Annotated in this window: 27 protein-coding genes; 7 read left to right on the top strand and 20 right to left on the bottom strand. The window is 63.5% G+C overall.

All coding sequences use genetic code 11. The features are described from left to right. Positions 1 to 53 precede the first annotated feature (53 nt). From FJW08_RS10805 to FJW08_RS10730, 16 genes are all read right to left on the bottom strand, one after another. Entirely contained in the window at positions 54 to 1124 is a 1071-nt protein-coding gene (locus tag FJW08_RS10805) for a flagellin (protein WP_140810522.1), read from the bottom strand. Between the two features lie 281 nt (positions 1125 to 1405). Beyond that, positions 1406 to 2392, bottom strand: a complete 987-nt coding sequence (locus FJW08_RS10800; protein ID WP_140755928.1) for a flagellin — start codon at positions 2390 to 2392, stop codon at positions 1406 to 1408. A 242-nt stretch (positions 2393 to 2634) separates the two neighbouring features. Beyond that, positions 2635 to 3366: a flagellar type III secretion system pore protein FliP gene (fliP, locus tag FJW08_RS10795; RefSeq protein ID WP_140810521.1), complete on the bottom strand. Its 732-nt coding sequence runs from the start codon at positions 3364 to 3366 to the stop codon at positions 2635 to 2637. Next, positions 3363 to 3854, bottom strand: coding sequence for a flagellar basal body-associated FliL family protein (locus FJW08_RS10790; RefSeq protein WP_140810519.1), 492 nt, complete (start codon positions 3852 to 3854; stop codon positions 3363 to 3365). Before FJW08_RS10790 ends, fliP begins: the two co-directional genes overlap by 4 nt. A 35-nt stretch (positions 3855 to 3889) precedes the next feature. Further along, positions 3890 to 4597: a flagellar basal body L-ring protein FlgH gene (flgH, locus tag FJW08_RS10785; RefSeq protein ID WP_140810518.1), complete on the bottom strand. Its 708-nt coding sequence runs from the start codon at positions 4595 to 4597 to the stop codon at positions 3890 to 3892. After that, the gene (locus FJW08_RS10780) at positions 4594 to 5175 is read right to left on the bottom strand and encodes a MotE family protein (RefSeq protein ID WP_181182897.1); all 582 of its coding nucleotides are present in this window, start codon (positions 5173 to 5175) and stop codon (positions 4594 to 4596) included. Before FJW08_RS10780 ends, flgH begins: the two co-directional genes overlap by 4 nt. Before the next feature lie 3 nt (positions 5176 to 5178). Further along, positions 5179 to 6420, bottom strand: coding sequence for a flagellar basal body P-ring protein FlgI (locus FJW08_RS10775; protein ID WP_140810516.1), 1242 nt, complete (start codon positions 6418 to 6420; stop codon positions 5179 to 5181). Next, positions 6417 to 6953, bottom strand: coding sequence for a flagellar basal body P-ring formation chaperone FlgA (gene flgA, locus FJW08_RS10770; protein ID WP_181182896.1), 537 nt, complete (start codon positions 6951 to 6953; stop codon positions 6417 to 6419). The genes FJW08_RS10775 and flgA overlap by 4 nt, the downstream gene beginning before the upstream one ends. Positions 6954 to 6959: 6 nt before the next feature. After that, on the bottom strand, positions 6960 to 7748 hold the full coding sequence (flgG, locus tag FJW08_RS10765) for a flagellar basal-body rod protein FlgG (RefSeq protein ID WP_140810514.1): 789 nt from the start codon (positions 7746 to 7748) through the stop codon (positions 6960 to 6962). A 10-nt stretch (positions 7749 to 7758) separates the two neighbouring features. Further along, the gene (locus tag FJW08_RS10760) at positions 7759 to 8082 is read right to left on the bottom strand and encodes a flagellar hook-basal body complex protein FliE (protein ID WP_181182895.1); all 324 of its coding nucleotides are present in this window, start codon (positions 8080 to 8082) and stop codon (positions 7759 to 7761) included. Continuing rightward, positions 8079 to 8495: a flagellar basal body rod protein FlgC gene (gene flgC / locus FJW08_RS10755; protein ID WP_127275715.1), complete on the bottom strand. Its 417-nt coding sequence runs from the start codon at positions 8493 to 8495 to the stop codon at positions 8079 to 8081. Before flgC ends, FJW08_RS10760 begins: the two co-directional genes overlap by 4 nt. A 2-nt stretch (positions 8496 to 8497) precedes the next feature. Continuing rightward, positions 8498 to 8878 carry a flagellar basal body rod protein FlgB gene (gene flgB / locus FJW08_RS10750; protein WP_027144748.1) on the bottom strand — a complete coding sequence of 127 codons (381 nt, stop codon included), beginning with the start codon at positions 8876 to 8878 and terminating at the stop codon, positions 8498 to 8500. Positions 8879 to 9041: 163 nt separating this feature from the next. Continuing rightward, positions 9042 to 9878, bottom strand: coding sequence for a hypothetical protein (locus tag FJW08_RS10745; RefSeq protein ID WP_140810512.1), 837 nt, complete (start codon positions 9876 to 9878; stop codon positions 9042 to 9044). Continuing rightward, a complete protein-coding gene (gene fliI, locus FJW08_RS10740) occupies positions 9859 to 11259 on the bottom strand; it encodes a flagellar protein export ATPase FliI (protein ID WP_140810511.1) in 1401 nt (466 codons plus the stop codon). The genes FJW08_RS10745 and fliI overlap by 20 nt, the downstream gene beginning before the upstream one ends. 1 nt (position 11260) lies before the next feature. Next, complete coding sequence (gene flgF, locus FJW08_RS10735) at positions 11261 to 11986, bottom strand: flagellar basal-body rod protein FlgF (protein WP_140810510.1); 726 nt, start codon at positions 11984 to 11986, stop codon at positions 11261 to 11263. Positions 11987 to 11988: 2 nt separating this feature from the next. Beyond that, positions 11989 to 13110: a DUF1217 domain-containing protein gene (locus FJW08_RS10730; RefSeq protein WP_140810509.1), complete on the bottom strand. Its 1122-nt coding sequence runs from the start codon at positions 13108 to 13110 to the stop codon at positions 11989 to 11991. Between the two features lie 157 nt (positions 13111 to 13267). Between FJW08_RS10730 and motA the strand changes: the two genes are divergently transcribed. From motA to FJW08_RS10700, 6 genes are read left to right on the top strand one after another with little or no spacing between them, the layout of a single operon-like run. Further along, on the top strand, positions 13268 to 14143 hold the full coding sequence (gene motA, locus FJW08_RS10725) for a flagellar motor stator protein MotA (RefSeq protein ID WP_140810508.1): 876 nt from the start codon (positions 13268 to 13270) through the stop codon (positions 14141 to 14143). 32 nt (positions 14144 to 14175) lie between these two features. After that, positions 14176 to 15123: a FliM/FliN family flagellar motor switch protein gene (locus FJW08_RS10720; RefSeq protein ID WP_140810506.1), complete on the top strand. Its 948-nt coding sequence runs from the start codon at positions 14176 to 14178 to the stop codon at positions 15121 to 15123. Positions 15124 to 15140: 17 nt separating this feature from the next. Next, on the top strand, positions 15141 to 15527 hold the full coding sequence (gene fliN, locus FJW08_RS10715; protein WP_140755900.1) for a flagellar motor switch protein FliN: 387 nt from the start codon (positions 15141 to 15143) through the stop codon (positions 15525 to 15527). Between the two features lie 43 nt (positions 15528 to 15570). Further along, entirely contained in the window at positions 15571 to 16584 is a 1014-nt protein-coding gene (locus FJW08_RS10710; protein WP_140810505.1) for a flagellar motor switch protein FliG, read from the top strand. Between the two features lie 3 nt (positions 16585 to 16587). Further along, positions 16588 to 17670, top strand: coding sequence for a flagellar biosynthesis protein FlhB (gene flhB, locus FJW08_RS10705; RefSeq protein ID WP_140810504.1), 1083 nt, complete (start codon positions 16588 to 16590; stop codon positions 17668 to 17670). Continuing rightward, positions 17667 to 18101, top strand: coding sequence for a hypothetical protein (locus tag FJW08_RS10700; RefSeq protein WP_140755894.1), 435 nt, complete (start codon positions 17667 to 17669; stop codon positions 18099 to 18101). The genes flhB and FJW08_RS10700 overlap by 4 nt, the downstream gene beginning before the upstream one ends. A 24-nt stretch (positions 18102 to 18125) precedes the next feature. On the opposite strand, the gene FJW08_RS10695 is transcribed toward FJW08_RS10700, so the two are convergent. The 4 genes from FJW08_RS10695 to FJW08_RS10680 all read right to left on the bottom strand — a co-directional run bounded on the left by FJW08_RS10695 (position 18126) and on the right by FJW08_RS10680 (position 21784). Beyond that, a complete protein-coding gene (locus FJW08_RS10695) occupies positions 18126 to 18896 on the bottom strand; it encodes a helix-turn-helix transcriptional regulator (protein ID WP_140810503.1) in 771 nt (256 codons plus the stop codon). Further along, positions 18893 to 19603: a helix-turn-helix transcriptional regulator gene (locus tag FJW08_RS10690; RefSeq protein WP_140755890.1), complete on the bottom strand. Its 711-nt coding sequence runs from the start codon at positions 19601 to 19603 to the stop codon at positions 18893 to 18895. Before FJW08_RS10690 ends, FJW08_RS10695 begins: the two co-directional genes overlap by 4 nt. Positions 19604 to 20075: 472 nt before the next feature. Next, positions 20076 to 21107, bottom strand: coding sequence for a histone deacetylase family protein (locus FJW08_RS10685; protein WP_140810502.1), 1032 nt, complete (start codon positions 21105 to 21107; stop codon positions 20076 to 20078). Positions 21108 to 21130: 23 nt separating this feature from the next. After that, complete coding sequence (locus FJW08_RS10680) at positions 21131 to 21784, bottom strand: TetR/AcrR family transcriptional regulator (RefSeq protein ID WP_140810500.1); 654 nt, start codon at positions 21782 to 21784, stop codon at positions 21131 to 21133. Between the two features lie 259 nt (positions 21785 to 22043). On the opposite strand from FJW08_RS10680, the gene FJW08_RS10675 reads away from it, so the two are divergent. Continuing rightward, positions 22044 to 23723, top strand: coding sequence for an amidohydrolase (locus tag FJW08_RS10675; RefSeq protein ID WP_140810499.1), 1680 nt, complete (start codon positions 22044 to 22046; stop codon positions 23721 to 23723). Positions 23724 to 23728: the final 5 nt, after the last annotated feature.

The raw sequence follows: 23728 nt of genomic DNA, 5'->3' as shown, positions 1-23728 counted from the left end.
TGCGGCGCGGCCCGTGAATTGGAAGTAGAAGTAACCCGTCAGCTAAGGCTGGACTAGCCGTTCTTGAACAGCGACAGGATCGACTGCGAGGAGCTGTTGGCGATCGACAGCGCCTGGATGCCGAGCTGCTGCTGCACCTGCAGCGCCTGGAGACGGGTCGATTCCTTGTTCATGTCTGCATCGACGAGTTGGCCGACGCCGCGGTCGATGGAGTCCATCAGGCTCTGCGTGAAGGTCTTCTGCAGGTCGATGCTGCTTTTGGCCGAACCGAGGATGGTGGCCTGGTCGGTCAACTGGGCCATGACCTTGTCGATCTTGCCGATCATCTGGGTGATGATGTCGTCGGTCACGCCCGCCGCGGTGATGTCGAGATTGTAGGCGGAGACATTGTCGATCTTCGTGGCAGCCGGGCTTACCGCGGCCTGGCCCGCGGTGTTGGCGGCAATGTCCGTGGCGCCGCCAGCGAGCGCGGTCGCATAAGCGGTGTCATATTGGCTCTGTGCCGCCGCTGTCGAGTAGACAGAGGTTTGGCGATCGAGCGTGCCCTGGTTCTTGACGTCGGTGGCGAGGCCGGAATCGAACAGCTTGGTGCTCTCGACATTGATGTCGATCGTTCCAAGCGAAATGGCGCCCGAGGATGAGCGGTTGAAGGACGAGACGATCTTGGCGTCGGCCTGGACGCCATCATTCGGCGCGGCGACCTGCTTGGACGTCACCGAAAGGTAATTCGAACCCGAAAAGGTGGCGGCATCGGCAAAGGACTTCATCTGCGCCTGGAGCGCCGTGATCTCGGTCTGCGTCTTTGCCTTGGCGGCGTCCGTCTGGCCGACGGTGGAAAGCAGCTTGGTCTTGATCTGGCCGATCGACGTCAGAACATTGTTCATGCCGGTATAGGCGGTGTCGACTTTCGAGGCGCCGAGGCCGAGGGCGTCCTGCACGGTCGAGAGCGCCTGGTTGTCCGAGCGCATCGTCGTCGCGATCGACCAGTAGGCGGCGTTGTCGGAGGCCTGAGAGACGCGGTAACCCGTCGAGATGCGGGCCTGTGTCTGCTCGAGCGACTTGTTGGTGGCGTTGAGGCTTTGAAGTGCGGTCAACGCCGCAGCGTTCGTCATGATGCTCGCCAAGAAACTCGCTCCTTTTTCCAGACCGGTCTTCTCAAAAACCGGCGTTGCCCTCGCGAGCCGCTCGACCCGCCCGTGGATTGCCGCCGCCCCGATCGGGCCGATTCGGCAATCCGTTGTAAGTCATTGGTTAACCATGACTAGCGCGTTATGGTTAACGGCCTGTTAAAAGCTGACTTTGGAGGGTTAAGGAACGAGGGTTGCGCGGGGCTGGAGCAAACGCAAAAAAAACGGGCCGCGCTTTTGGCGCGGCCCGTCGGTCTAATGTAGCCGGTTGAGTGTGATCAGCCGCGGAAGAGCGACAGGATCGACTGCGAGGAGCCGTTGGCGATCGACAGCGCCTGGACGCCGAGCTGCTGCTGAACCTGCAGCGCCTGGAGGCGGGTCGATTCCTTGTTCATGTCGGCATCGACGAGCTGGCCGACGCCGCGATCGATGGAGTCCATCAGGCTCGAGGTGAAGGTCTTCTGCAGGTCGATGGAGCTCTTGGCGGCGCCGAGCTTGGTGGCGGCGGTCGTCATGTCCTTGAGCGCGGCGTCGACAACCGTCATCATCTGCGAGATCTGGCTGTCGCTGGCGGCCGTGGTGCCCGAGAAGATGGCCAAGCTGGCGACCGAATAGGTGTCGGTGCCGGCTGCGGCAGCGCCCAGGGTCGGGGCCGAGGCCGATGTAACCGCTGCGCCAGTGGCGCCGAGGCGGTCTGTGTCCAGAATGCCCTTGGCGGTCGGTGCGGCGCCGGCGTCATAGAGCTTGATGCTTTCGACATTGACGTCGATCGTCGAAATCGAAACAGCGCCGGCGGCGCTACGGTTGAAAGCCGAAACGACTTTGACGTCGGCTGCCGTGCCCGAAGCCGTCGACACCGAAAGCATGTTGGTGCCCGAGAAGGTCGCGCCATCGGCGTAGGCCTTCAACTGATCCTGAAGCGCCTTGATTTCGACCTGGGTCTTTTCCTTGGAGGCGTCGGTCTGGCCGTAGGATGCGGTCAGCTTCTGCTGGATCGAGTTGATGGTGGTGATCGCGCTGCTCATGCCGGTGTAGGCGGTGTCGACCTTCGAGGCGCCGAGGCCGAGCGAGTCCGAAACGGTGGACATGGCCTGGTTGTCGGAGCGCATCGTGGTCGCGATCGACCAGTAGGCGGCGTTGTCCGAAGCCTGGGAGACGCGATAGCCCGTCGAAATGCGGGACTGGGTGGTGGCGAGGCTGTTCTGCGTGGCATTAAGGCTCTGCAGCGCCGTCAACGCGGCGGTGTTGGTCATGATACTGGCCATAGCTACTCGTACCTTGTTTTTACAGGTGTTTTTTGCATACCGGTTTGTCCGGTATGACGGAGCGGCATCATGCCAATGACCGTTGCGTTTGGGTCACCCGCCATCTGCGAGCGACTATGGCGGCGAGTCCCTACCAAAGGACTAAACTGGACGGTTAATCGAAAATAATTCGGAGAAAATTCGATGATGCTCGCGCCACCCGGTTTCTCGGGCGAGCGGTGCCTGATGTCGAGCGTGGGAGATCAGGTGAAAGAGCGCACCAGGCTCCCGACGAGCAGGTTCCAGCCGTCGATCAGGACGAAGAACAGGATTTTGAACGGCAGCGACACGACCGTGGGCGGCAGCATCATCATGCCCATCGCCATGGTGATGGTGGCCACGATCAGGTCGATGACCAGGAATGGCAGCACGATCAGGAAGCCGATCTCGAAACCGCGCCGGATTTCGGAGATCATGAAGGCAGGCACCAGGATGCGCAGGTCGACCGTCTCCTTGGCAACAACCTGGCCGCGCTCGCGGGCGAGGTCGGCGAAAAGATCGAAGTCCTTGTCGCGCACATTGTGCAGCATGAAGGTCCGGAACGGATCGGAAATCTTCTCGAAGGCCTCGGTCTGGCTGATCTGGTTGTCCATCAGCGGCTTGACGCCGGTGTTCCACGCCTGATCGAAGGTCGGTGCCATGACATAGAAGGTCATGAACAGCGACAGCGAAATGAGGATGAGGTTCGCCGGCGTCGACTGCAGGCCGATGCCGGCGCGCAGGATCGAGAAAGCGATGACGAAACGGGTGAAGCTGGTCACCATGATCAGCAGGCCCGGCGCCACCGACAGGACGGTAAGCAGGCCGAACATCTGAATGATGTAGCCGACGGTGGTGCCATCGGCTTTGCCGATGCCGCCAAGGTCCAGTTGCTGGGCCGCCGTGACGGAGGTGGCGGCACCGATCAGTACCGCGGCAAGAAGGAATTTTCTCATTCGAGCAGCAATGTCCTGATAAGAATCTGTTTGACGTGCCCCTGACTGCGGATCGAGGCGCGTTCGTCGAGGTCGGCCTTCAGATGCTGGTAGCCGCTGGCACCTTCGATCTGGTGCATCTTCAGGGTACGCACGAAAGCCAGAAGATCCTGTTGAATGTCCTCCGCCATGGTCGGCGGCTGCGGCGTGTCATAGACCACGGATACTTCCATCCTGATCCATGTATCCGCAGGCGAGGCGATATTGGTGGTGATCGGCGCCAGTGCGACCAGCGTCGGGCCCGTGCCCGGCTGTTGTGCGGCGGCCTGGGCGACCTTGCCCTCATTTTCAGGCGCAACCGGCACCGATGGTGGTGCATCGACGCCTTTGAGATAGCCGCCTGACATCCAGCCCATGCCGATGGCGGCGGCCGTCACCACGAGCAGCATGGCGCCTTGGATGGCAAGGGAAGGACCCTTGCGAGGCTGAACCTGTTCGACATTGGCCACGGTGTTTTGCTCTCCAATCCCCACAAGGCCAAGAACTAGAACGGAAGAACCTGGTCGAGGACCTGCTGGCCATAGGCCGGTTGCTGGATCTCGGTGATGCGGCCGCGTCCGCCATACGAAATGCGCGCTTCGGCGATACGTTCGTAAGGGATCGTGTTCTCGGCGCCGATATCGGCTGGGCGCACGATGCCGGCGATGGTCAGCACCCGAAGCTCGGCATTGACGCGCACTTCCTGCGACCCGGTGATCATCAGATTGCCGTTGGGCAAGACATCGGTGACGATGGCTGCCACATTGAGCTCAAGTGTTTCCGACCGCTTGATCTCACCGTCGGCAGTCGTGTCCGTCTGGGAGTTGAGCGCTCCAGAGCCCTTGCCGGCGGTGCTGAGCTTGTCCCATTGCGCGCTGATGTCATAGCCGAGTTGCCGACTGGCGGTGCGGCTTCTGTCATTCTGGTTCTTGAAGTTGGCGCGGTCGTTGATGCTGATTTTGACGGTCAGGATGTCGCCTTGCGACAGCGCCCGCGGGTCGGTGAACAGTCGGCTCTGGCGGTCGTTCCACAGCGAGAACTTCTTTACCGGCTGCCGCGGCGTTTCCGGGTATTTATACAGCGAGCCGGTGTTGCCGACATCTATGCCGGAGCCGACCGGGGACAATGCCGGTTCCTTGCCGACCTCCTTGAGGTTGGTTCCGCAGCCGGACAGTGCTGCGACCGCGCACAGGATGAGCATTCTGCGGATCATGACGGATCTACCCTTCGGGCTGCGCTGGCCATGATGCCGGTGAGCGTCGCCGCCGCCTTCTGGTCCATTTCGTTGAGGATGACGCCGGCCTTGCGTGCATCGAGCTTCATCAGGATGGCCGCGGCGAGGTCGGCGTTGACGATCGCCAGGCGTTCGGCCGCCGCATCGGGCTTCATGCCGGCATAGATCTTGACGACGCCGTCCTCGGCCCGGGCCAGGAACACTTCACGCCGCTTCAGCCAGGTCTCGTATTCGGCCTTCTTTGCATCCAGCGCCTTCATGCGTTCGTCGATGCCGGCCTGGAGCTGTTTCAACTCCTCCGCCTGCAAGGCATAGCGGCGGTCGCGAGCGGCGTCGGCGATGTTGGAGCAGAAGCGCTCGATCTCGCTCTGGTCCGGCGCTTTCTCCCGCGTCAATTGCCGCGGCGCGACCGTGGGCTGCGCACCGGGCAGGACCTGGCGCACGGTATCGTCGGCGTGTGCGCCGCCAAAGACAGGCATGGCCGCGAGGGCGGCCGCAAACAGAAAGGTGCGGGAGCTGCGTCTTTCACGGGATGAGAGGGAGGAGATCATCGGCATCGCCTATTGGAGAACCAGATCGGCTTGCAGGGCGCCGGCCGACTTGATGCCTTGCAGGATGGCAATGATGCCGTCCGGCTTGACGCCAAGACGGTTGAGGCCGGAAACGAGGGTTTGCAGGTCGGGTCCGTCGAGCACGGCGACGCGGGCGTCGGGCCGGCTGGCATCGATAGCGGTGAACGGCTCGACGGCGGTTTCGCCCTTGGAGAAGGGTTCGGGCTGCACGACGCGCGGGGCTTCCGTGATGCGCACCGTCAACGTGCCGTGGCTGATGGCGACACGTGAGATCTTGACGTCGTTGCCGATGACGATGGTGCCGGTGCGCTCGTCGATGACGACGCGGGCCGGCGTGTCGGATTCGACCACCAGATTCTCGATCTCGGCATAGAAGCGGGCAGCCGAAACGCTCTTCGGCCGCCTGATCTGCACGGTTCGGGAATCGCGCTCTGCCGCCACGCGCATGCCGAAGCGCTGGGCGGTGTAGTCGTTGATCGCGTCGGCGATGCGGATGGCGGTCGAAAAATCGGGATTGCGCAATTGCAGCGTCAGCGTCGACTGGTCGTCGAACTCGGCCTTCACCTGCCGCTCGACTATGGCCCCGTTCGGCACGCGGCCGGCGGTCGGCACGCCTTGCGTCAATTGCTGGGCCTGACCCTGGGCGGTGAAACCGGAAACGATGACCGCGCCTTGGCCGACGGCGTATATCTCGCCGTCCGCCGCCTTCAGCGGCGTCATGATCAGCGTGCCGCCGGCAAGCGAGGTGGCGTCGCCCATCGACGAAACATCGATGTCGATGCGGGCGCCCGATTGCACATAGGGCGGCATGTTGGCGGTGACGATGACGGCGGCGACATTCTTGGCGCGTGCGCTGCCGCCTTCGGTGGCGATGCCGAGATTTTCGAGCATGGCACGGATCGACTGTTCGGTGAACGGCGAATTGCGCAGGCTGTCGCCGGATCCGGCCAGCCCGATCACAAGTCCGTAGCCGACGAGCTGGTTGTCGCGCGAGCTCTGTAGTTGCGCGATGTCCTTGATGCGCGAGGCGACCTGGCCTGGCGGCAGCGAACTCGGTCCGGGCGAAACGCGGAACATGCGCGTAGTGGTGGCCGGATCATATTCCGGATCGTCGTAGACACCGCCACTCCTGGCGGCGATTTCGCGCTTGGCCTTGGGCGTCAAGCCATCGGCCAGCGCCGGCTGCAGGCCAAGTGCCGCCGCGAGCAGAAGGGCAAATGGGCGCATCATGAAGCGCCGACCTGGATGGTGCCGTCGGCCATCACCGTGCCGGAGAGGATCTTGCCGCTGTCGCTGTTGCGAACCTTGATGAAGTCGCCGGCCGAGCCCGGCTGCAAGGTCACGGCGGTGGCCGTTATCGTCAGCCCGCCGGCGACGAAGAAGACCTGCACGGCGGCACCCTGTTCGACCAGCCAGGCCTCGCGGATGGCGGCGGAAGGAATATAGCGGCCCGGCAGCAGCGTGCGCTTGGCGATCTTGCCCTGGAGTTCCTCGGCGTGGGTCGCCACCGCGTCGGGCTTGTGCTTGCCCGGGATGAGGGTGACCTGCTTCAGAGCGCCGAGTTCGATGGTCTCGCCAGGATAGATGACGCGGTTGGGGATCAGCACGACCTCGCCGGCAGGCTGGTTGCTGGCGATCTGCGTGGCCGACTGACCCGTCGATTGGCCTGCCGATTCCTGGGCGAAAGCCGGCATGCCGCCGGCCACCAGCGCAAGGGTCAGCGCGGCGCGGCGGAATGCGGAGCAGGAGATCGGCATGGCCATCATCCGTTACCTGATGTTCTTGGAGACGACGGAGGCCATGTCGTCGGCGGCCTGGATGACCTTGGAGTTCATCTCATAGGCGCGCTGCGCCGAGATCAGCTCGGTGATTTCCTTGACCGGGTCGACATTGGAAGCCTCGAGATAGCCTTGCTGGATGGTGGCGAAGCCGGGATCGCCGGGCACGCCGACATTGGCCGGGCCGGAAGCCGTCGTTTCCTGGAACAGATTGTCGCCAAGCGGCGCGAGGCCGGCCTCGTTGGCGAAGTTGGCGATCTGAAGTTGGCCGAGCGTCTGCAGGTTGGTCTGGCCGTCGATGCGGGCGAAGACCTGACCGGTCTTGTTGACGATGACCTCGACGGCATTGACGGGCACGGTGATGGCCGGAATGACACTGGCGCCGTCCACGGTCACCAACTGGCCGGTGGCGTTGGTGTTGAAGGCACCGGCGCGGCTGTAGAGCGTGCCGCCGTCGGCGCCTTCGATCTGGAACCAGCCCCTGCCGGTCAACGCCATGTCGAAACTGTTGCCGGTGCTGGTCAGCTCGCCCTGGGTGTGCACGTTGCGCACGGCGGTCGTCTTGACGCCGAGGCCGATCGAAACGCCTTCCGGCACCAGCGAGGCGTTGGAACGGTTCGGCACACCTTGCGTGCGGTCGACCTGGTAAAGCAGGTCGGAGAATTCGGCGCGCGCGCGCTTGTAGCCGGTGGTGTTGATGTTGGCGATGTTGTTGGCGATGACTTCCAGATTGGTCTGCTGGGCATTCATGCCGGTGGCGGCGATGGCGAGTGCTTTCATGGCCTGCTCCTCAGATGCCCATGCGACTGACTTCGAGATAGGCCGAGACGACCTTGTCGCGGATGGCGACGGCGGTCTGCAGCGCCTGCTGGGCGCTCATCACGGCATCGACCACCTGGCGGGTGTCGGCGTCGCCCTTGAGCGCCTGCATCGATACCTGCTCGGCATTCTGCATGGTGCTGACAGTCTTGGAGGCCGCCTGGCTCACCGCTTCGGCGAAGGAGGTGCCGAGGTTGCCCGATGCCGCCGACGCAACACCGCCCTGCAGCAGGTCGGTGGCTGTATCGCCCAGCCCAGGCTTCAGGTTCAGCGCGCCGATGCCGTTGACGATCATTGGTTCCTCATCAGGTCGATGGTCATTGAAATGAGGTCGCGCGCCTGCTTCACGACTTGCAGGTTGGCCTCGTAGGAGCGGTTGGCCTCGGTCATGTCGGCCATTTCGATCAGCACGTTGACATTGGGCATCTTGACGTAGCCCTTGTCGTCGGCGGCCTCGTTGCCAGGCTGGAATTCGACGGGAAAGTCGCTGGGGTCGCGGTCGATCGAGTTCACCTCCACCGTCGAGCTGCCGGAGGCCCGGTCGAGTTCGGAAACGAAGCTGATGGTCTTGCGGCGATACGGGTCGGCACCCGGCGTGGTGCCTGTCGACTGGGCGTTGGCGAGGTTTTCCGAAACTACGCGCAGGCGCTCGGACTGAGCGCCGAGGCCTGATGCTGCGACTTTGAGGGCTGCGGTCAGTGCGTCCATGGTCAGCTCTTCACCGCCATCATCATCATTGAGTGGAATGCCTTGACGATGGCCGTGTTGAGCTCGAAGGAGCGGCGTACTTCGCCGGCCTTGAGAAGCTGATCTTCAAGCACGACCGTGTTCTTGGACGGCATGATCACGCCATCGTCTTCCTGCGGCTTGATGGTGAAGCCGGCATTGGTGGCAGCACTGCCGAGATGGCCGGGCTCGGTGATCTGGAGCGACACCGCGGTGCGGTCGAGCACCTTCTCGAACGGCTCGACATCGTTTGCCGTGTAGCCCGGCGTGTTGGCATTTGCGATGTTGCCGGCGACCGCCGACTGACGCACAGACAGCCACTGCGCTTGCTTGGCGGCGAGATCGAAAAGGGAAACGGGCTCCATGGGAATCTCCGGGCATGTGCCCAAAGACTAGGCCGCCAGTCTTGCGCGGACCTTGCGGACGGTCGCTAGAGTATGACAGCGAAAAATATGAGGCGGTTTTCGGACGGCATCTTGCTCCGTCTTTTTGGACTTGGATCCGGCTCGGGGCAAAGCCGAAACAGCCTTATCTGGAAAGCTCGATCACCTGGTTGGCGCTGGTGAGCATGACCCATTTGCCATTGCGCTGTTCGATCGCCGATACCTTGCTGGAATCCGGTAGCGTCGAACCCCGCTGGACCATCCACAGGCCGGTGTCGTCCTCGATCATGGCGCGGCCGTTGGCGACATGGACCATGCGGAACTTCGCGATGTCAGCGGGAAAGGGCTGATCGCCGGGCGGCTCCGTTCTGGAATCGTCCTGCACCGTGCCGGTGGCAAGCAGGTCGACGTTGGTGTTGGGAACGTCCTTGGCTGTCAGTGGCGCGCTGCGCGCGGCAACCACGCCGCCGCCCGCACGTCCCGAATTGGTGCCTGTGCCGCCGAACTTGATCGCCTGCACGCCGAACTGGTCCTGATTGAAGAAAATGTACCAGGGAAACAGGGCGCAGGTCAGGCCGAGCGTGATGCCGAGCGCGGCGATGACGACGTCGGCGCGACGGTCCGCCTTCTTCTTGCCCAGTCTGGGGAATTGCGGCTTTGGCGGCTGCGGCCATTCGGTGGCGGCGAACAGGCCATCGATCAGCGATTCGCGGCTTGCCTGCGTCATCTCGGGAGCATCGACGCCGGGAACCACATGCGTTGAGGAAAGGGCGGTCCGACCAAGAACAGGTTCGGATCTGGGGAGAGCCGGTTTGACGGCCCTGGCCAGAACAGCCGCGGTCCTGGCAGCCATGGCGCCCACGGCGTTTGCCTTGGCGACCCTGGCCTCCTCCGCTCGAGCCTGCTCCGCGGCGTTCGCCTCGGCGATCATCTCGTTCAGGAGGCGCTCGGTGTACTGGCGTTCAGTCTCCTGGTTCGGCATTCTGCTTTCCCTTGAGGTGGCGGGCAAGGTCGGAGAACGAATCGGCGGACGGACGGTCCCTGGGCGATTGCGTCAGCGCCTCATAGATCAGGGGCACCTGGCGCACGGCCATGTCGAGTTCGGCGTCGACGCCGCCCTGATAGGCGCCGAGCAGCCGGATGTCGCGCGTGTCCTCGAAGCGGGAGATCATCGACTTCAGCCGCGTCACCAGGGCTCGCTGCTCGACGCTCCAGGCTTTGCCTGCAAGTCGCGATATGGACGACAGTGGATTGACGGGCGGATAGCGGCCCTGTTCGGCGATCGCGCGGTCGAGCACGACATGGCCGTCGAGGATGCCGCGCACGGAATCTGCGACCGGATCATTGTGATCGTCGCCGTCGACCAGCACGGAAATGATGGCGGTGATCGAGCCTTTACCTTCGGCTCCAGGCCCGGCACGCTCGAGCAGCTTGGGCAATTCGGTGAAGACCGAGGCGGGGTAGCCGCGGGCGACCGGCGGCTCGCCGGTTCCCGTCGCCACCTCGCGCAGCGCATGAGCGAAGCGGGTGATCGAATCCAGCACCAGCAGGACACGGTGGCCCTGGTCGCGGAAGTGTTCGGCCACGCGCATGGCGGTGTCGGGCGCGCGCCGGCGCATCATGGCGCTCTCGTCGCTGGTGGCGACGACGGCGACGGTCTTGGCCATGCTGTCGCCGATCGTGTCCTCGAGGAATTCGCGGACCTCGCGGCCGCGTTCACCGATCAGCGCCACGACGACGGTGTCGAACGCGTCGGCGCCGGCGAGCATGGCAAGCAGCGTCGACTTGCCGACGCCGGAGCCGGCGAAGACACCCATGCGCTGCCCGAAGCAGAGCGGCGTGAAGATATCGATGACCTTGACGCCCGTCATGAAGGCGGTGCCGACACGCTGCCGAGCCATGGCGCCGGGTGTCGCGGCCGCCGCCGACATGTCGTCGCCCCTTACCAAAGGCGGACCCCCATCGATCGTCCGGGTGAGCGCATCGATGGCGCGACCGCGCCACGAGGCATGCGGCGCCACCGCGAGTGGACCCCTGCCGAACACGGCATCGCCGATGCCGGTGTCGGCGCTGCGTTCGAAGGGGGCGATCACAACCTCGTCACGGCTGATTTTGACGATCTCGCCGCGGCGCGCGCCGGCCTGGCCGCGCTGCTCGACAATGTCACCCAGCCTGGTGAAATCGGAAAGGCCGTGCACCTTGTAGTGCGTGGGCGTGACTTCCGTGACGAGGCCTCCGCGCTTGACCAGCCCGTCGCTGTCGCCGAAGCGCCTGACAATCCGCTCCAAAGCGGCAAGCCTATCCCGCGGCGCCGGCTGGAGCTGTCTTTCGGGTGCGCGGATGGATGGCTGCTCTGACGACATGCTATGACTTCGAGCCGAGCGTCTTTATCGCCTCGTCGGTGGAGGAATCGGTCTGCCGCATCAGCGCGGCGGTGTTCTCGAAGGCGCGCTGGACCATGATCAGCCGGGTCATTTCCAGCACCGGATTGACGTTGGATTCCTCGACGAAACCCTGCGCGACGCCGATGTCGGAGCGGTCAGTGACCGGTTCGGGCGTGCGTGCGGGCACAATGCCGGAATTGCCGTAGCGCACGAAATTCTCGCCCGGGTCGAAATTGTAGAGGCCGATCGAGCCGACGAGCTGTTCGTTCTGGCGCAGCGAGCCGTCGGCGCCGGCCTTGGGCGGACCGTTGCGGGGATCGAGCTGGATCGGCGCGCCGCCGGCGTCGAGCACCGGATGGCCCTCGACCGACATCAGCTCGCCATTCTCGTTCATCGAGAAACGACCGTCGCGGGTCATGACGGTGCCGGCCGGCGTGTCGATGGCGAACCAGGCATTGCCCTGGATGGCGAAATCGAATGGATTGCCGGTCTCCGTCATGGAGCCATGAGCTCCCGACAGAAAGGTTTTGCCGGAGGATGCGAACGAAACCGACTTCTGCCCGGCACCCGACACCACGTCCGCGAACTTCACCCCCGTGGCGCGAAAGCCGACGGTGTTGGCGTTGGCGACATTGTCGGCGATCGTGTCGAGTCGGCGCTCGAGGGCCATCTGCGCGGAGAGGGCGACGTAGAGACTGTCTCGCATGATCAGAACTTCAGTTTCTGCATGGCCATCATCAGGTCGGTGGAGATGCCCGATGCGACCGGTTGGGCGAAAAGCACGCTGATCGATGTCACGGCCGGCGAGGTCGGGTTGTTGATCTCGTACATGCTGGTGAAGCGGGTCAGGAACTTGTTCAGTTTCACGGGATCCGTGAAATCCGAGATGTCGAGCTTCTGCCCGAACAATTGCGCCTGCTTGTCGATGTCGGCGGTGGCGAAGGAATCGGGCAGACCCAGCGCGGTGCGCACCACGCTGGCAAGCGCGGTGTCGGCCAGCACGTCGTACCAACTGGTGATGTCGGGTGCCTTGCGCTGGAAATAGAGTGCCAGCCGCACGCCCTCATTGGTCTGGCCGGCATCCTCTTCCAGCGTCTGGCGCATGTATTTGTCGACGGTCGGCTGCTGCGCTGGATTGATGGTGGTGGCATTCTCGCCGTACTGTTCGAAGTTGAGAGCCGTGGCCAGTCCCGCGTAAGCCGGGTTCGTCTGCTTGTTGGCGACACTGTTGGGGTCGCGCACGCCACCCTGCAGAACCTGCTTGATAAGATCCTTGTCCTCCGTCGCCGAATCGAGGCCGTACGCGGCCAGCGCGTAGGTGTAGAGCCGGCTGTTCGACATAAGGTCGTCGACCGACTTCACCTTGGTGATGTTGGCGAGATAGTAAGTCGTCTCGCCCTTCACATAGTCCGAATTCGGATCGAGACCGGCGATTTGCGCCTGTATGGCGTAGTTCTTCGTCACCAGTTGCTGGGCCTTGTTGTAGATCGTCGCATCGGCGCCGTTGGCAGCGAAGTTGAAGGCGTTGACGAAGGCGGCGTAGCGCTTGTCGGTCAGCTTGTTGGCGAAACTGTTGGAATCGGAAACGCCTTCCTTGAGCGCCTTGACCATGAACGCCTTGGCGTAGTCCATATCCTCGAGACCGTAGGCCTTCATGGCATATTTGAACAGCCGGTCATTGTTGACGAAATCGTCGATCGATTTCACCTTGGTGATGTTGGCGAGATAATATTGGGTATCGCGATCGACCGTCGGCTGTTGCTCGATGCGGTCGATCGACTTGTTGATGTCTTTGGTGATCAACTGGTAGCTGGTATAGGTACTGAGCAAGGACGCGCCTCCGGCCGAAGCTATGCCAGCACAATAAGCTCACTTCCTTGCGCGAAGCTGAATCGCCAATTTTCGGTCCCATGGCGGCTCGGATTCAAGCCTCACACAAGGCACGGGGACTATCCCTTGTCCGACGTGAAATGCGGAAGGACCGGTCGTGGGCATTCTGATTGGACTTGTGGTGACGCTCGGCTGCGTCCTTGGCGGCTTCATGGCCATGGGCGGGCATCTGCACGTGCTGGTCCAGCCATGGGAAGCCGTGGTCATCTGCGGCGCGGCGCTCGGCACCTTCCTGGTCGCCAATCCGATGAAGACGGTCAAGGATACCGGCAAGGGCATTCTCGAAGCTTTCAAGCAGGCTGTGCCGAAGGAGCAGGACTATCTGGAAACGCTCGGCGTGCTGCACAGCCTGATGCGCGAGCTGCGCTCCAAGTCGCGCAGCGAGGTCGAGGCGCATATCGACAATCCGGAGGAGTCGGCGATCTTCCAGGCCTTTCCGACCGTGCTCAAGAACCACGATTTGATGAATTTCATCTGCGACTACTGCCGCATCATCATCATCGGCAATGCCCGCTCGCACGAGATCGAGGCGCTGATGGACGAGGAAATCCAGACCATCAAGTCCGACAAGATGAAAGCCTATCACGCGCTGGTCGCGGTCGGCGACGGCCTGCCGGCGCTCGGCATCGTCGCCGCCGTGCTCGGCGTGGTCAAGGCGATGGGTGCGCTTGACCAGTCGCCGGAAATCCTCGGCGGCCTGATCGGCGCGGCGTTGGTCGGCACCTTCCTCGGCATCTTCCTGTCCTACGCGGTGGTCGGGCCTGTCGCCACCAAGATCAAGACGGTGCGCGAGAAGAAGAACCGCCTCTACATCATCGTCAAGCAGACGCTACTCGCCTACATGAACGGTGCGCTGCCGCAGGTGGCGATCGAGTTCGGCCGCAAAACCATCTCCTCCTATGAACGGCCGACTATCGACGCCGTCGAGCAGAGCACGATGAACACCGGCGGCGCCGAGAAGAAGGCCGCCTGAGCGATGCGCGACAGACCGGTGCCAAAACTGTCATGACCAGTCCGGGCAGCCCCTCGCAAGCGCGTTCGTTGATCATCGAGCGTCTGGTCGGCGACAGCGGCGAGGCCGACCAGGTCATCGACGCCGGCCGCGCCATGGCCGAACGGGCCGTACCGCTGCTGCAGAAGGCGCTCTCGAGCGAGCTGGGCGCTCCCGTGACCGTTGATCTCAGGGCCGTGGAGGTCAGCCGTGTTCCCGAGGCGCGTTCGCGCGCCGGCGATACCTTCGCCATGACCGTTATCGGCTCGCCGGCATCCTCGGACGCGATGACCCTCGTCATCGACGCTCCGGCGATCGCAATCATCGTCTCGACGCTGTTCGGCGGCGACCCGGATATGCCGGTGTCGCCGATCGAGCGCGACCTGTCGCCGATCGAGGCCGATGTCTCGACCATGGTGTTCCAGGAGGTGGCGCAGGCGCTGAACGGATCGGGACGGCGCTCGCTCGAATTGCGGCTGCCCGCGCCGCGCGCCATGTCGGGCATCGAGGCCAGGCGGCACGTGTTGCGCGACGGCGCCGCGATCCGCATCGTCCTCGGCATCTCGACGCCGGTCGACAGCGGCTCGATCACGGTGACGATGCCGCAGCGTATCGTGCTGGCCGGCCGCGACGGCACGGCCAGCGTCAGCGAGGATGATCACGGCACCAGCTGGCGGGCACGCTTTTCGGAAGAGGTGATGCGCTCGACCGTGGCGCTCGAAGCCACCATGCCGCTGGCGCGGCTGACGCTCGGAGACCTCGCCAATCTCGAAGTGGGCCAGGTGATCGACTTCGACGAAACGGCGCAATCACGGGCTCGCCTCGGCGCGCGCGGCCAGACGCTGTTCGTATGCGAGTTCGGCAAACTGGGACAGAATTACACCGTCCGAATCAAGCATCCTTTCGATGCCGGGCAGGATTTCATCGATGGGCTCATGCCGGCTGGTGCCGGGCGCGCCTGAGCTTTTGGAGACGACGCATGGCCAAGACCAAGGTAGAACCAGAGCTCGACCAGCCGGACGAGCGGCTCGATCGTGCCATCGAGGAATTGCGCGGGGTCCTGCACGAAGAAGAGCAGCGCCCCGAGATGGCGGCAAGGGCCGCGGCATCGGCCAATTCAAGCGTCATCATGAACATCCCCGTCGATGTCCAGATCATCCTCGGCAGCACCGAGATGGCGGTTGCCGATCTGATGGCGCTGCAGAAGGGTTCGACGGTCGCGCTCAACCGCCGCATCGGCGAACCGGTCGATGTCGTGGTGAACGGCCGCAAAATAGCGCGCGGCGAGATCACCGTGCTCGAAAGCGACCCTTCGCGCTTCGGCATCAGGCTGACCGAAATCATCGCCGGCACGAAGGGCGCCTAGACATGGCTGGCAGGGCTTGCCGATGGCAGCGGAGGCGAAAGGCATGACAACGCCGCTGACGACCCTGACACGCGCACAGAAGGCGGCCGCCATACTGGTGGCGATGGGCAAGCCGTCCGCCAGCCGCCTGTTGAAATTCTTCAAGCAGGAAGAGCTGAAGGCGCTGATCGAGGGCGCCCGGCTGCTCAGGACCATTCCGCAAAGCGATCTCGAGCGCATCGTCGCCGAATTCGAGGCCGAATTCACCGAGGGCGCGGGCCTGCTCGATTCCGCCGACAGGATGGACACGATCCTCAACGAGTCGCTCTCGCCCGAAGAGATGAGCGCCATCATGGGCAACAAGAAGCCGGAGGCGGCGCCCGAAGGGCCGCCGCCGATCTGGCCCGATCTCGAAAAGCTCGAACCCTCGCGGCTGGGTGCCTTCCTCGCGGGCGAACATCCGCAGACGGCGGCCATGGTGCTGTCGAAACTGGCGCCGCAGACGGCGGCGAGCGTGCTCTTGACGCTGACGAAGCCGATGCGCGGTGAAATCATCAAGCGTATGGTGACGATGGCCAATGTTCCGGCCGCCGCCAGCAGGATCGTCGAGAACCGGCTGCGCGCCAGCGTGCTGTCGGACACCTCGACCAAGGACACTTCGGCCGGGCAGGCGCGCGTCGCCAGCGTGCTCAACGAGCTGGAAAAGCCCCTGCTCGACGAGGTCATGCAGGATCTCGAAGCCGCCGGCACGCCCGACCTCGACGGCGTTCGGGCCCGGCTGTTCGCTTTCGACGACCTGCCGCTGCTGACCCAGAAGGCGCGCGTGCTTTTGTTCGACGGGCTGTCGACCGAGCTTGTCACGCTGGCGCTGCGCGGCACGTCGGCGGCACTGGCCGAAGCGGTGCTGTCGGCAATCGGCGCCCGCTCCCGGCGCATGATCGAGGCCGAACTCGGGCAAGGATCGGACGGTGTCCCCGCCGCCGACATCATGACGGCACGCAAGACGATCGTGACGACCACCATCCGGCTGTCGCGCGAAGGCGCTTTCGAACTTCCCTCGACGCAGAACGCCGCCTAAGGCATGTCCGACGCCGCCGACAAGGATTCGAAAACCGAAGAGGCGACGGAAAAGAAGATCCGCGACACAATCGAACAGGGCAAGTTGCCCCATTCGAGGGAGACCGCGATCCTGGCCTCCTTTGTCGCCATATTGGTGTTCACCGTCTTCTATGCCAAGGACGCCATCGTCGAGCTCGGCATGTTCCTGTCGATGTTTCTGGAGAAGCCCGAGGCCTGGCCGATGGACACCGAGACCGATGTCATCGAGCTCTACAAGATTGTCATGCTGGAAGTGGGCCGCGCCGTACTCAGCCTGCTGGTGCTGCTGACCGTTGCCGGCATCGGTGCCTCGGTGCTGCAGAACATGCCGCAATTCGTCGGCGAGCGGATCAGGCCGCAGATGTCTCGTATCTCGATCGTCAAGGGCTGGAACCGGATGTTCGGCGCCCAGGGCTGGGTCGAATTCCTGAAGTCCCTTGCAAAAGTCGGTTTTGCCATCGCCGTGCTCACCTTCACGCTGTCGGAGGATCACCGCAAGCTGCTTGCCGGGATGATCACCAATCCGGTCGCTTTCGGTCTCGTCATCCGCGGCATCGCCGTCGACATACTGGTGGCGATCGTCTTCGTCATGGGACTGATCGCGGCGATCGACGTCGTCTGGTCGCGCTTCCACTGGAAGCAGGACCTGCGCATGAGCAAGCAGGAGGTCAAGGACGAGTTCAAGCAGGCCGAGGGCGACCCGATCGTCAAGTCGCGGCTGCGCTCGCTGGCGCGAGACCGGGCGCGCAAGCGGATGATGACGGCGGTGCCGCGCGCGACGCTTGTCATCGCCAACCCGACCCACTTCTCGATCGCGTTGAAATATGTGCGCGACGAGGATTCGGCGCCGCTCGTGGTGGCGAAAGGGCAGGACATCGTGGCGCTGAAAATCCGCGAGATCGCCAAGGAACACAACATCCCGATCTTCGAGGACGTGGCGCTCGCCCGCTCCATGTACAAGCAAGTTTCGGTCGATAACGTGATCCCGTCGCAATTCTACCAGGCCGTCGCCGAACTGGTGCGGATCGTCTACTCGAAAAAGGCTGAGCGCAGACAGATTTCATGAACCGGCAACCGCACGCAAAATCCCGTGAGATCATCGTCGCCAGCGCCATCGAACAGGTGGTCGGCGAACTGAGGTTGATCGATGTCGCCGACTATATCGCCTTCATTCGGCTGGAGCATTTCGCCTGCCTGTCGGACTTGGTCGATTCGGCGGTGGAGCTGTTCTTCATGCCGGGTACGCTGAGGCTCGGCCATGGCGGCGAGGCGCATGTCGACTGGAGCGGCAGCCCGCGCATCGTGCTCGACCTGGAGCTCAGGCCACCCGGCGTGACCGTCTATTTCCAGCTGACGCTGAGCGAGGCCGGCAACACGGTCGTGGTCAATTACGTGTCGTTTGAAAAACCGGGCGAAGACCCCGAGCACAATACGGCGCTGCTGGAGGCTGTGATCGAACAGGCCCGCATCCGCAAAGTCGAACCGTTGGCGTTTTAAAACGCTCCCGTCAGCCGACATCTACTATTCGATAAGCCCCAGCCGCAGCGCCTTGGCGACTGCCTGATTGCGGTTGACGGCATTGAGCTTCTGGGTCGACTGGGTGAGGTACTGGTTGGCGGTGTGCACCGACAGTTTCAGGAGCCGCGCGATCTCCTCGCTGGTGTTGCCGTTGGCGGTCAGCTTCAGGCATTCGAGCTCTCGCTTGGAGATCGAGCGCATTCTGCCGGCATCGCCGGGACGCATGCGCGCGACCGCGGCAAAAAGCGAGAAGCAGCGAGCGTGGATTTCGTAGAGCGCATCCTGCGGCAGCGCGATCTCCGATCCCTGGAAGACGACGAGGCCGCATTGACCGCGATCGGCATGGACGGGAAAGGCAATGCCGCTCGATCCGGGTGTCAGCGGCGCCATCTGTCCGGTCCAGGCGAGACTGCCGAACATGTCGGCCATGGCCGACACGCCATCATCCGTCCACCAGCGCGGCTCGGTCGAAATCCGGCTATGGCGAACGATGTCCTCGCCATTGGCGCCTGAAATGAACTTCGTCGCCACCGCGATGCCGGGATAATCGGAATCAAAGCACGGGACCAGCCGGTCGCGCTCCGGCGACGGGCTGACGAAGAACAGGCCGAAGGCCGAGGCGTTGATGTCGACCGATATCCAGCGGCAGCGGCGCACCGCATCGGGAATGGTGACGGCGTGATGTGTTTCGGATCCCAGCGAGAAGGCGCCGAAGGGGCTGCGCTGCTCGTTGAAAAGGGCTTCCGCGGCATCCTTGATGTCGGCGTGTTTCAAATGATGCCACTCCTGATCGCCGTGGCGATGGCCATCGCGCGGTTGCTGGCCGCGAATTTCTGGATGGCGTGGGTGATGTAGCTGTTGACGGTGTTTGAGGAGACGCCAAGGATGACCGCCACCTCGTCGGTGGTCTTGCCTTCCGAGACCCAGAACAGGCATTCGCGCTCACGGTCCGAGAGCGGATCCTGCATGGCCGCGGCGGCGATCAACTGCGGAATGTGCGAGAGCGCGTAGCAGCATTTCAGTTGCGCCTTCATCAGCGCCGGCTGGTCGATCTGGCCGGCCGCCGCCGCCGAGAACAAGGCGAACAGGCGCCGACGGCCGACATTCAGCCGCAGTGAATAGATTTCGGCATGGCCGAGCACGTCGAGGAGCCGGGCCTCTTCGCCCGAGACCAGCCCCTCGGCATCCGGCGCCTCGGCCGCCACGAATGGTGTCGGTCGGATACCGGGTGCGGCGGTGAGCGGTCCTTGGGCAAGGCTTGCGATCAGCCGCTTGCCGATCAACTCGATGGCGTCGAAGATCCAATTCGACGAGACGATATGCGCATCGTTGCGGTCCTGGTCATGGACGATGGCGACCAGCATGTAGCTGTCGGCGCCGATCTCGGCGGTCAGCTCCATGAAGAAGCTGGTGAGATCACCGCGCGACGTCAGGCGCGAGCCCAATGTGTCGGATTGAAGAGGCGCGGCGGGACTGCTCATCTGCTGCTTTTGGCCGGAATCGATGCTGATGTCCGGTTGCTGGAGAGCCAGCCGCCGAACCCGAAAACGCGTTACTTTTACGAGACACACACAAGGCGCGGGGCCGCGCCCAACCAGACGGAATCCATTCAGGGCACGCGAAGACATCCGCGTCTGGCGCCGGAGAAGTCCGGAACGTGAGACTTTGGGTGGTTGCCACGCCCCCCGAGGACCGGCTGATTCGGGTCTAATCTACCCGCAGATGAATCCGACATCAAACGCGATTTGACAAAATCGAATCCGATGGACTCGGCCTGCGACTCAGGGGCCGATCTCCGTGCCTTTCCATGGGCGGGACGTCGAGCCGGGCAGGCCGGTCATCGCGTTTGCGATGGGCGCATGCAATGCCAGGTCGACGCAAAAAAAGGGCGGCTGACGCCACCCTTCCTTGTCTGTCTTCCGTGCGGACCGTTGGTTCCTCTGGACGACGAATCTACCGATCCTCGAAGCCGGTCAGCACCCCGACGGCATTGATGCCGATCTCCTCGACGGCATAGCCGCCTTCCTGAACGAACAGCGTCGGCAGGCCGAGTTTGGCGACGCGCCGGCCGATCTTGGGATAGTCGGGGCTTTTCAGCTTGAACTGGCTGATCGGGTCCTTCTCGAAGGTGTCGACGCCGAGCGAGACGACGACGATGTCGGGCGCGTAGGCGGCGAGCCTGGCGCAGGCATCTTCCAGTGACGCATTCCAGGCCTCCCAGCTGGTGCCGAAGGGCATGGGATAGTTGATGTTGAAACCTTCGCCCGCGCCCGCGCCGCGCTCATCGGCATGGCCGAGGAAGAAGGGGTATTCGACCATCGGATCGCCGTGCAGGTTGAGGACCTGCACGTCGGCGCGGTCATAGAAGATCTCCTGCGTGCCGTTGCCGTGGTGATAATCGACGTCGAGGATCGAGACACGTTTGGCGCCCTGGTCACGGAACCATTGCGCGGCCACCGCTGCGTTGTTGATGTAGCAATAGCCGCCCATGAAGCCGGCGCCGGCATGGTGGCCGGGCGGACGGCAGAGCGCGAAGGCCGATCTCTCGCCGTCCTTGACCAGGCCGGCCGCGGTCAGCGCGACGTCGTAGGATGATTTGATCGCGGCCCAGGTGCCCTCGACGAAAGTGGCGCCGCCGTCGAAGGAATAGTAGCCGAGCAGGGCATCGATGCGCTTGGGCGGCACGTCGCCGCGCAGGCCACGCGTTGGCCAGGTGAAGGGCATGGCCGAACCCGTAAAGCCGGATTCCACCCATTGCGGCCAGACCGTCGGCAGGAAGTCGATGTAGTCGGCCCTGTGGACGCGCTTGGCGGCGGCAAGGTCGTGCTCGACCGGCGCGATGATCGGACCGAGCTTCTCCGTTTCGACGCGCGCCTTGATGAACTCCGCGCGCGAGGGCTTTTCAAAGCCGGGCACGATGGCAGAGGTAACCAGTTCCATCTGGCCGGCGTGGCCGGCGTGAAGCGGCGAATAGACAGTCTTCATGAAGTTCCTCTCGAAGCGCGAAATCAACCAAGATTGAGATAGGGGCTCAGCAGCGCGAGCCACATGGTTTCGACATCGTCCTCGATGAGGTCGAATGTCCTGCGGTCCTTCTTCAGCCCCACGAGCCGGCAGGCATGCCCGACCTCCATCATCACCACGCCGAGCCGGCTGGCGATCTTGCCCTCGAGCGCCGGGTTTACATGCTGCAGCCATGCCGCATAGAGGGCGATGATCTGGTCGTCATATTCGTTCTGGATCGGCCGCAGGTCGGCATTGCCTGAGATGGCCTCGATCACCGGCATCAGGGTGGCGTTTTCGAGATAGAGCTTCGACGTGTCGATGAAGAGCTTGCGCACTTCGCGCCGAAACTCTTCGCGGTTGGTGGGCGCGGCGACCTTGATGCGCCTAGCGATCACCTCGGGAAAGGACGACAGCCAGCGCCGTGCTAGGTCCAGAAGAATGGCTTCCTTGTTGGGAAAGTACTGGTAGACCGAACCGACCGACAGGCCCGCGCGCTGCGCGATGGCGAGCGTCGTCGGCGTCTTGGTTCCTTGCTCCCGCGTCAGGATAAGCGCGGCGTCGAGAATCCTGTCGACCACCTTGCTGGATCGCTGTTGCCGAGGCTGCTTGCGCGGTTCGAGCGCTATCCTGGTTTTGCGGTCGAGACTGCGCTTCACTGCTTGATGCCCTCGTACCCCGCCTGGTCCCAACACGGGCGGAGCGTGCTGTCCACAATACATTCTAAATCCGGCATGTTGACAAACGCGAATAATCAGTCGCATTCTTTATCCACGCTGTCTCTTGGGATAACAAGGGGAATTTCGAAGACAGCGCGCCGGCATCATTCGTTATCCGACGGTCCCGCTCCGTGGTGTGGCGGGTCGTTGGACGCGAGCTTTGCCGGTCTCAGTCAGTCGTCAAAAGCGCGGAGTCGCGATGTCGGTCACGGGTGCGGGTGATAGTGCGGATCTGATTGTCATCAACGGTCGTGTGCTGACCATGGACGGTGACAATCCCGCCGCCGAGGCCGTTGCCGTCAAGGACGGCGCCATCATCGCCATCGGCAGCAGCACCTCCATCGAAGAGTTCAAGGGATCGGGCACCAAGGTGATCGACGCGCTTGGCGGATCGGTCCTGCCCGGCTTCATCGAAGCCCACATGCATCTGTTTTCGGGCGCCGCCGAGCTTGCCCATCTGCAACTGGCCGGGGTGCACGGGTTCGAGGCGCTGCAGAAGGCGATCCGCGGCTATGCAGCGACGCACCCCGACGCGCGGATGCTGGTCGGGCAGAGCGTCGACTATACCGTGCTCGACGACGAGCGGGTGACGCGCCACCATCTCGACGCGATCCTGCCGGACCGGCCTTTCGTCATGGCCGCCCCCGACCATCATACGATGTGGGCCAACACCAAGGCGCTAGAACTGGCCGGCATCCTCAACGGGCGCACGCTTGGGCCGGGCAACGAGATCGTCATGGGCGACGATGGCCTGGCCAATGGCGAATTGCGCGAGGGCGAGGCCTTCGGCCCGGTTCTCGACCTTGCCGGCGAAGGCCGTGTGCGATTGGGCCTGGCTACCGGCGGCGAGCCCGATCCGATGCCGTCGGCCGCCGAACGCGCTGGCGACCGCGACATCATGCGTCGTGGGCTCGCCTGGTGCGCGCGCCACGGCATCACCTCGATCCAGAACATGGACGGCAATCTCTACCAGCTCGAACTCTTGGCCGAGATCGAGGCCGAGGAAGGCCTGCCCTGTCGGGTGCAGATCCCCTTCCACTACAAGAATTTCATGACGCTCGACATGCTCGACAAGGCGTCCGTCATGGCAGCGCGCTACGACAGCGAGTGGCTGTCGTCGGGCATGGTCAAGGTGTTTTATGACGGCGTGCTCGATTCCTGGACGGCGGTGATGGTCGAGCCCTATGCCGATCGGCCCGACTGGGTCGGCGAGCCGCTGTTCACGCCGCAGCAGTTCATCGATCTGGCAGTCGCCGTCGACAGGCGCGGGCTGCAGATCGCGGTGCACTCGATCGGCGACGGCGCGGTGCGTGCCGTGCTCGACGGCTACGAGGCGGCGCAAAAAGCCAATGGCAAGCGTGACAGCCGGCATCGCGTCGAGCATATCGAGGTCACCACCACCGCTGATGTGCCGCGGTTTGCCGAACTCGGCGTCATCGCTTCCATGCAGCCGCCGCATCCGCCGGGCGCCATGGATTTTCCGCTGGAGCCGACCGTGTCGCGCATCGGCCCGGACCGCTGGCCGCTGAGCTATGCCTGGCGGACCTTGAAGAACGCCGGCGCCCATGTCGTGTTCGCCTCGGACTGGCCGGTTTCGCCGATCGACCCGATCCTGGGCATCCAGGCGGCAGTACTGCGCAAACCCTGGGCAGAAAGCGATCCCGACCAGAGCTTCTCGCTGCAAGAGTCGATCGCCGCCTACACGGTCGAGGGCGCCTATGCCGAATTCGCCGAGCACCGCAAGGGCATGCTGAAATCAGGCTACATGGCGGATCTGGTGGTGCTGTCGGCCGATATCGAGAAGACGGCGCCGGCCGATCTGCACAAGCTGCGGCCGGTGACGACGATCTGCGGCGGCAAGGTCACCTATCAGGCCTGATAATG

Origin of the sequence: Mesorhizobium sp. B3-2-1, assembly GCF_006439515.1 — a bacterium.
Lineage (GTDB): Bacteria > Pseudomonadota > Alphaproteobacteria > Rhizobiales > Rhizobiaceae > Mesorhizobium.
Note: the sequence above shows the minus strand (reverse complement) of the source record. Positions and strands in the feature narration are given on the sequence as shown.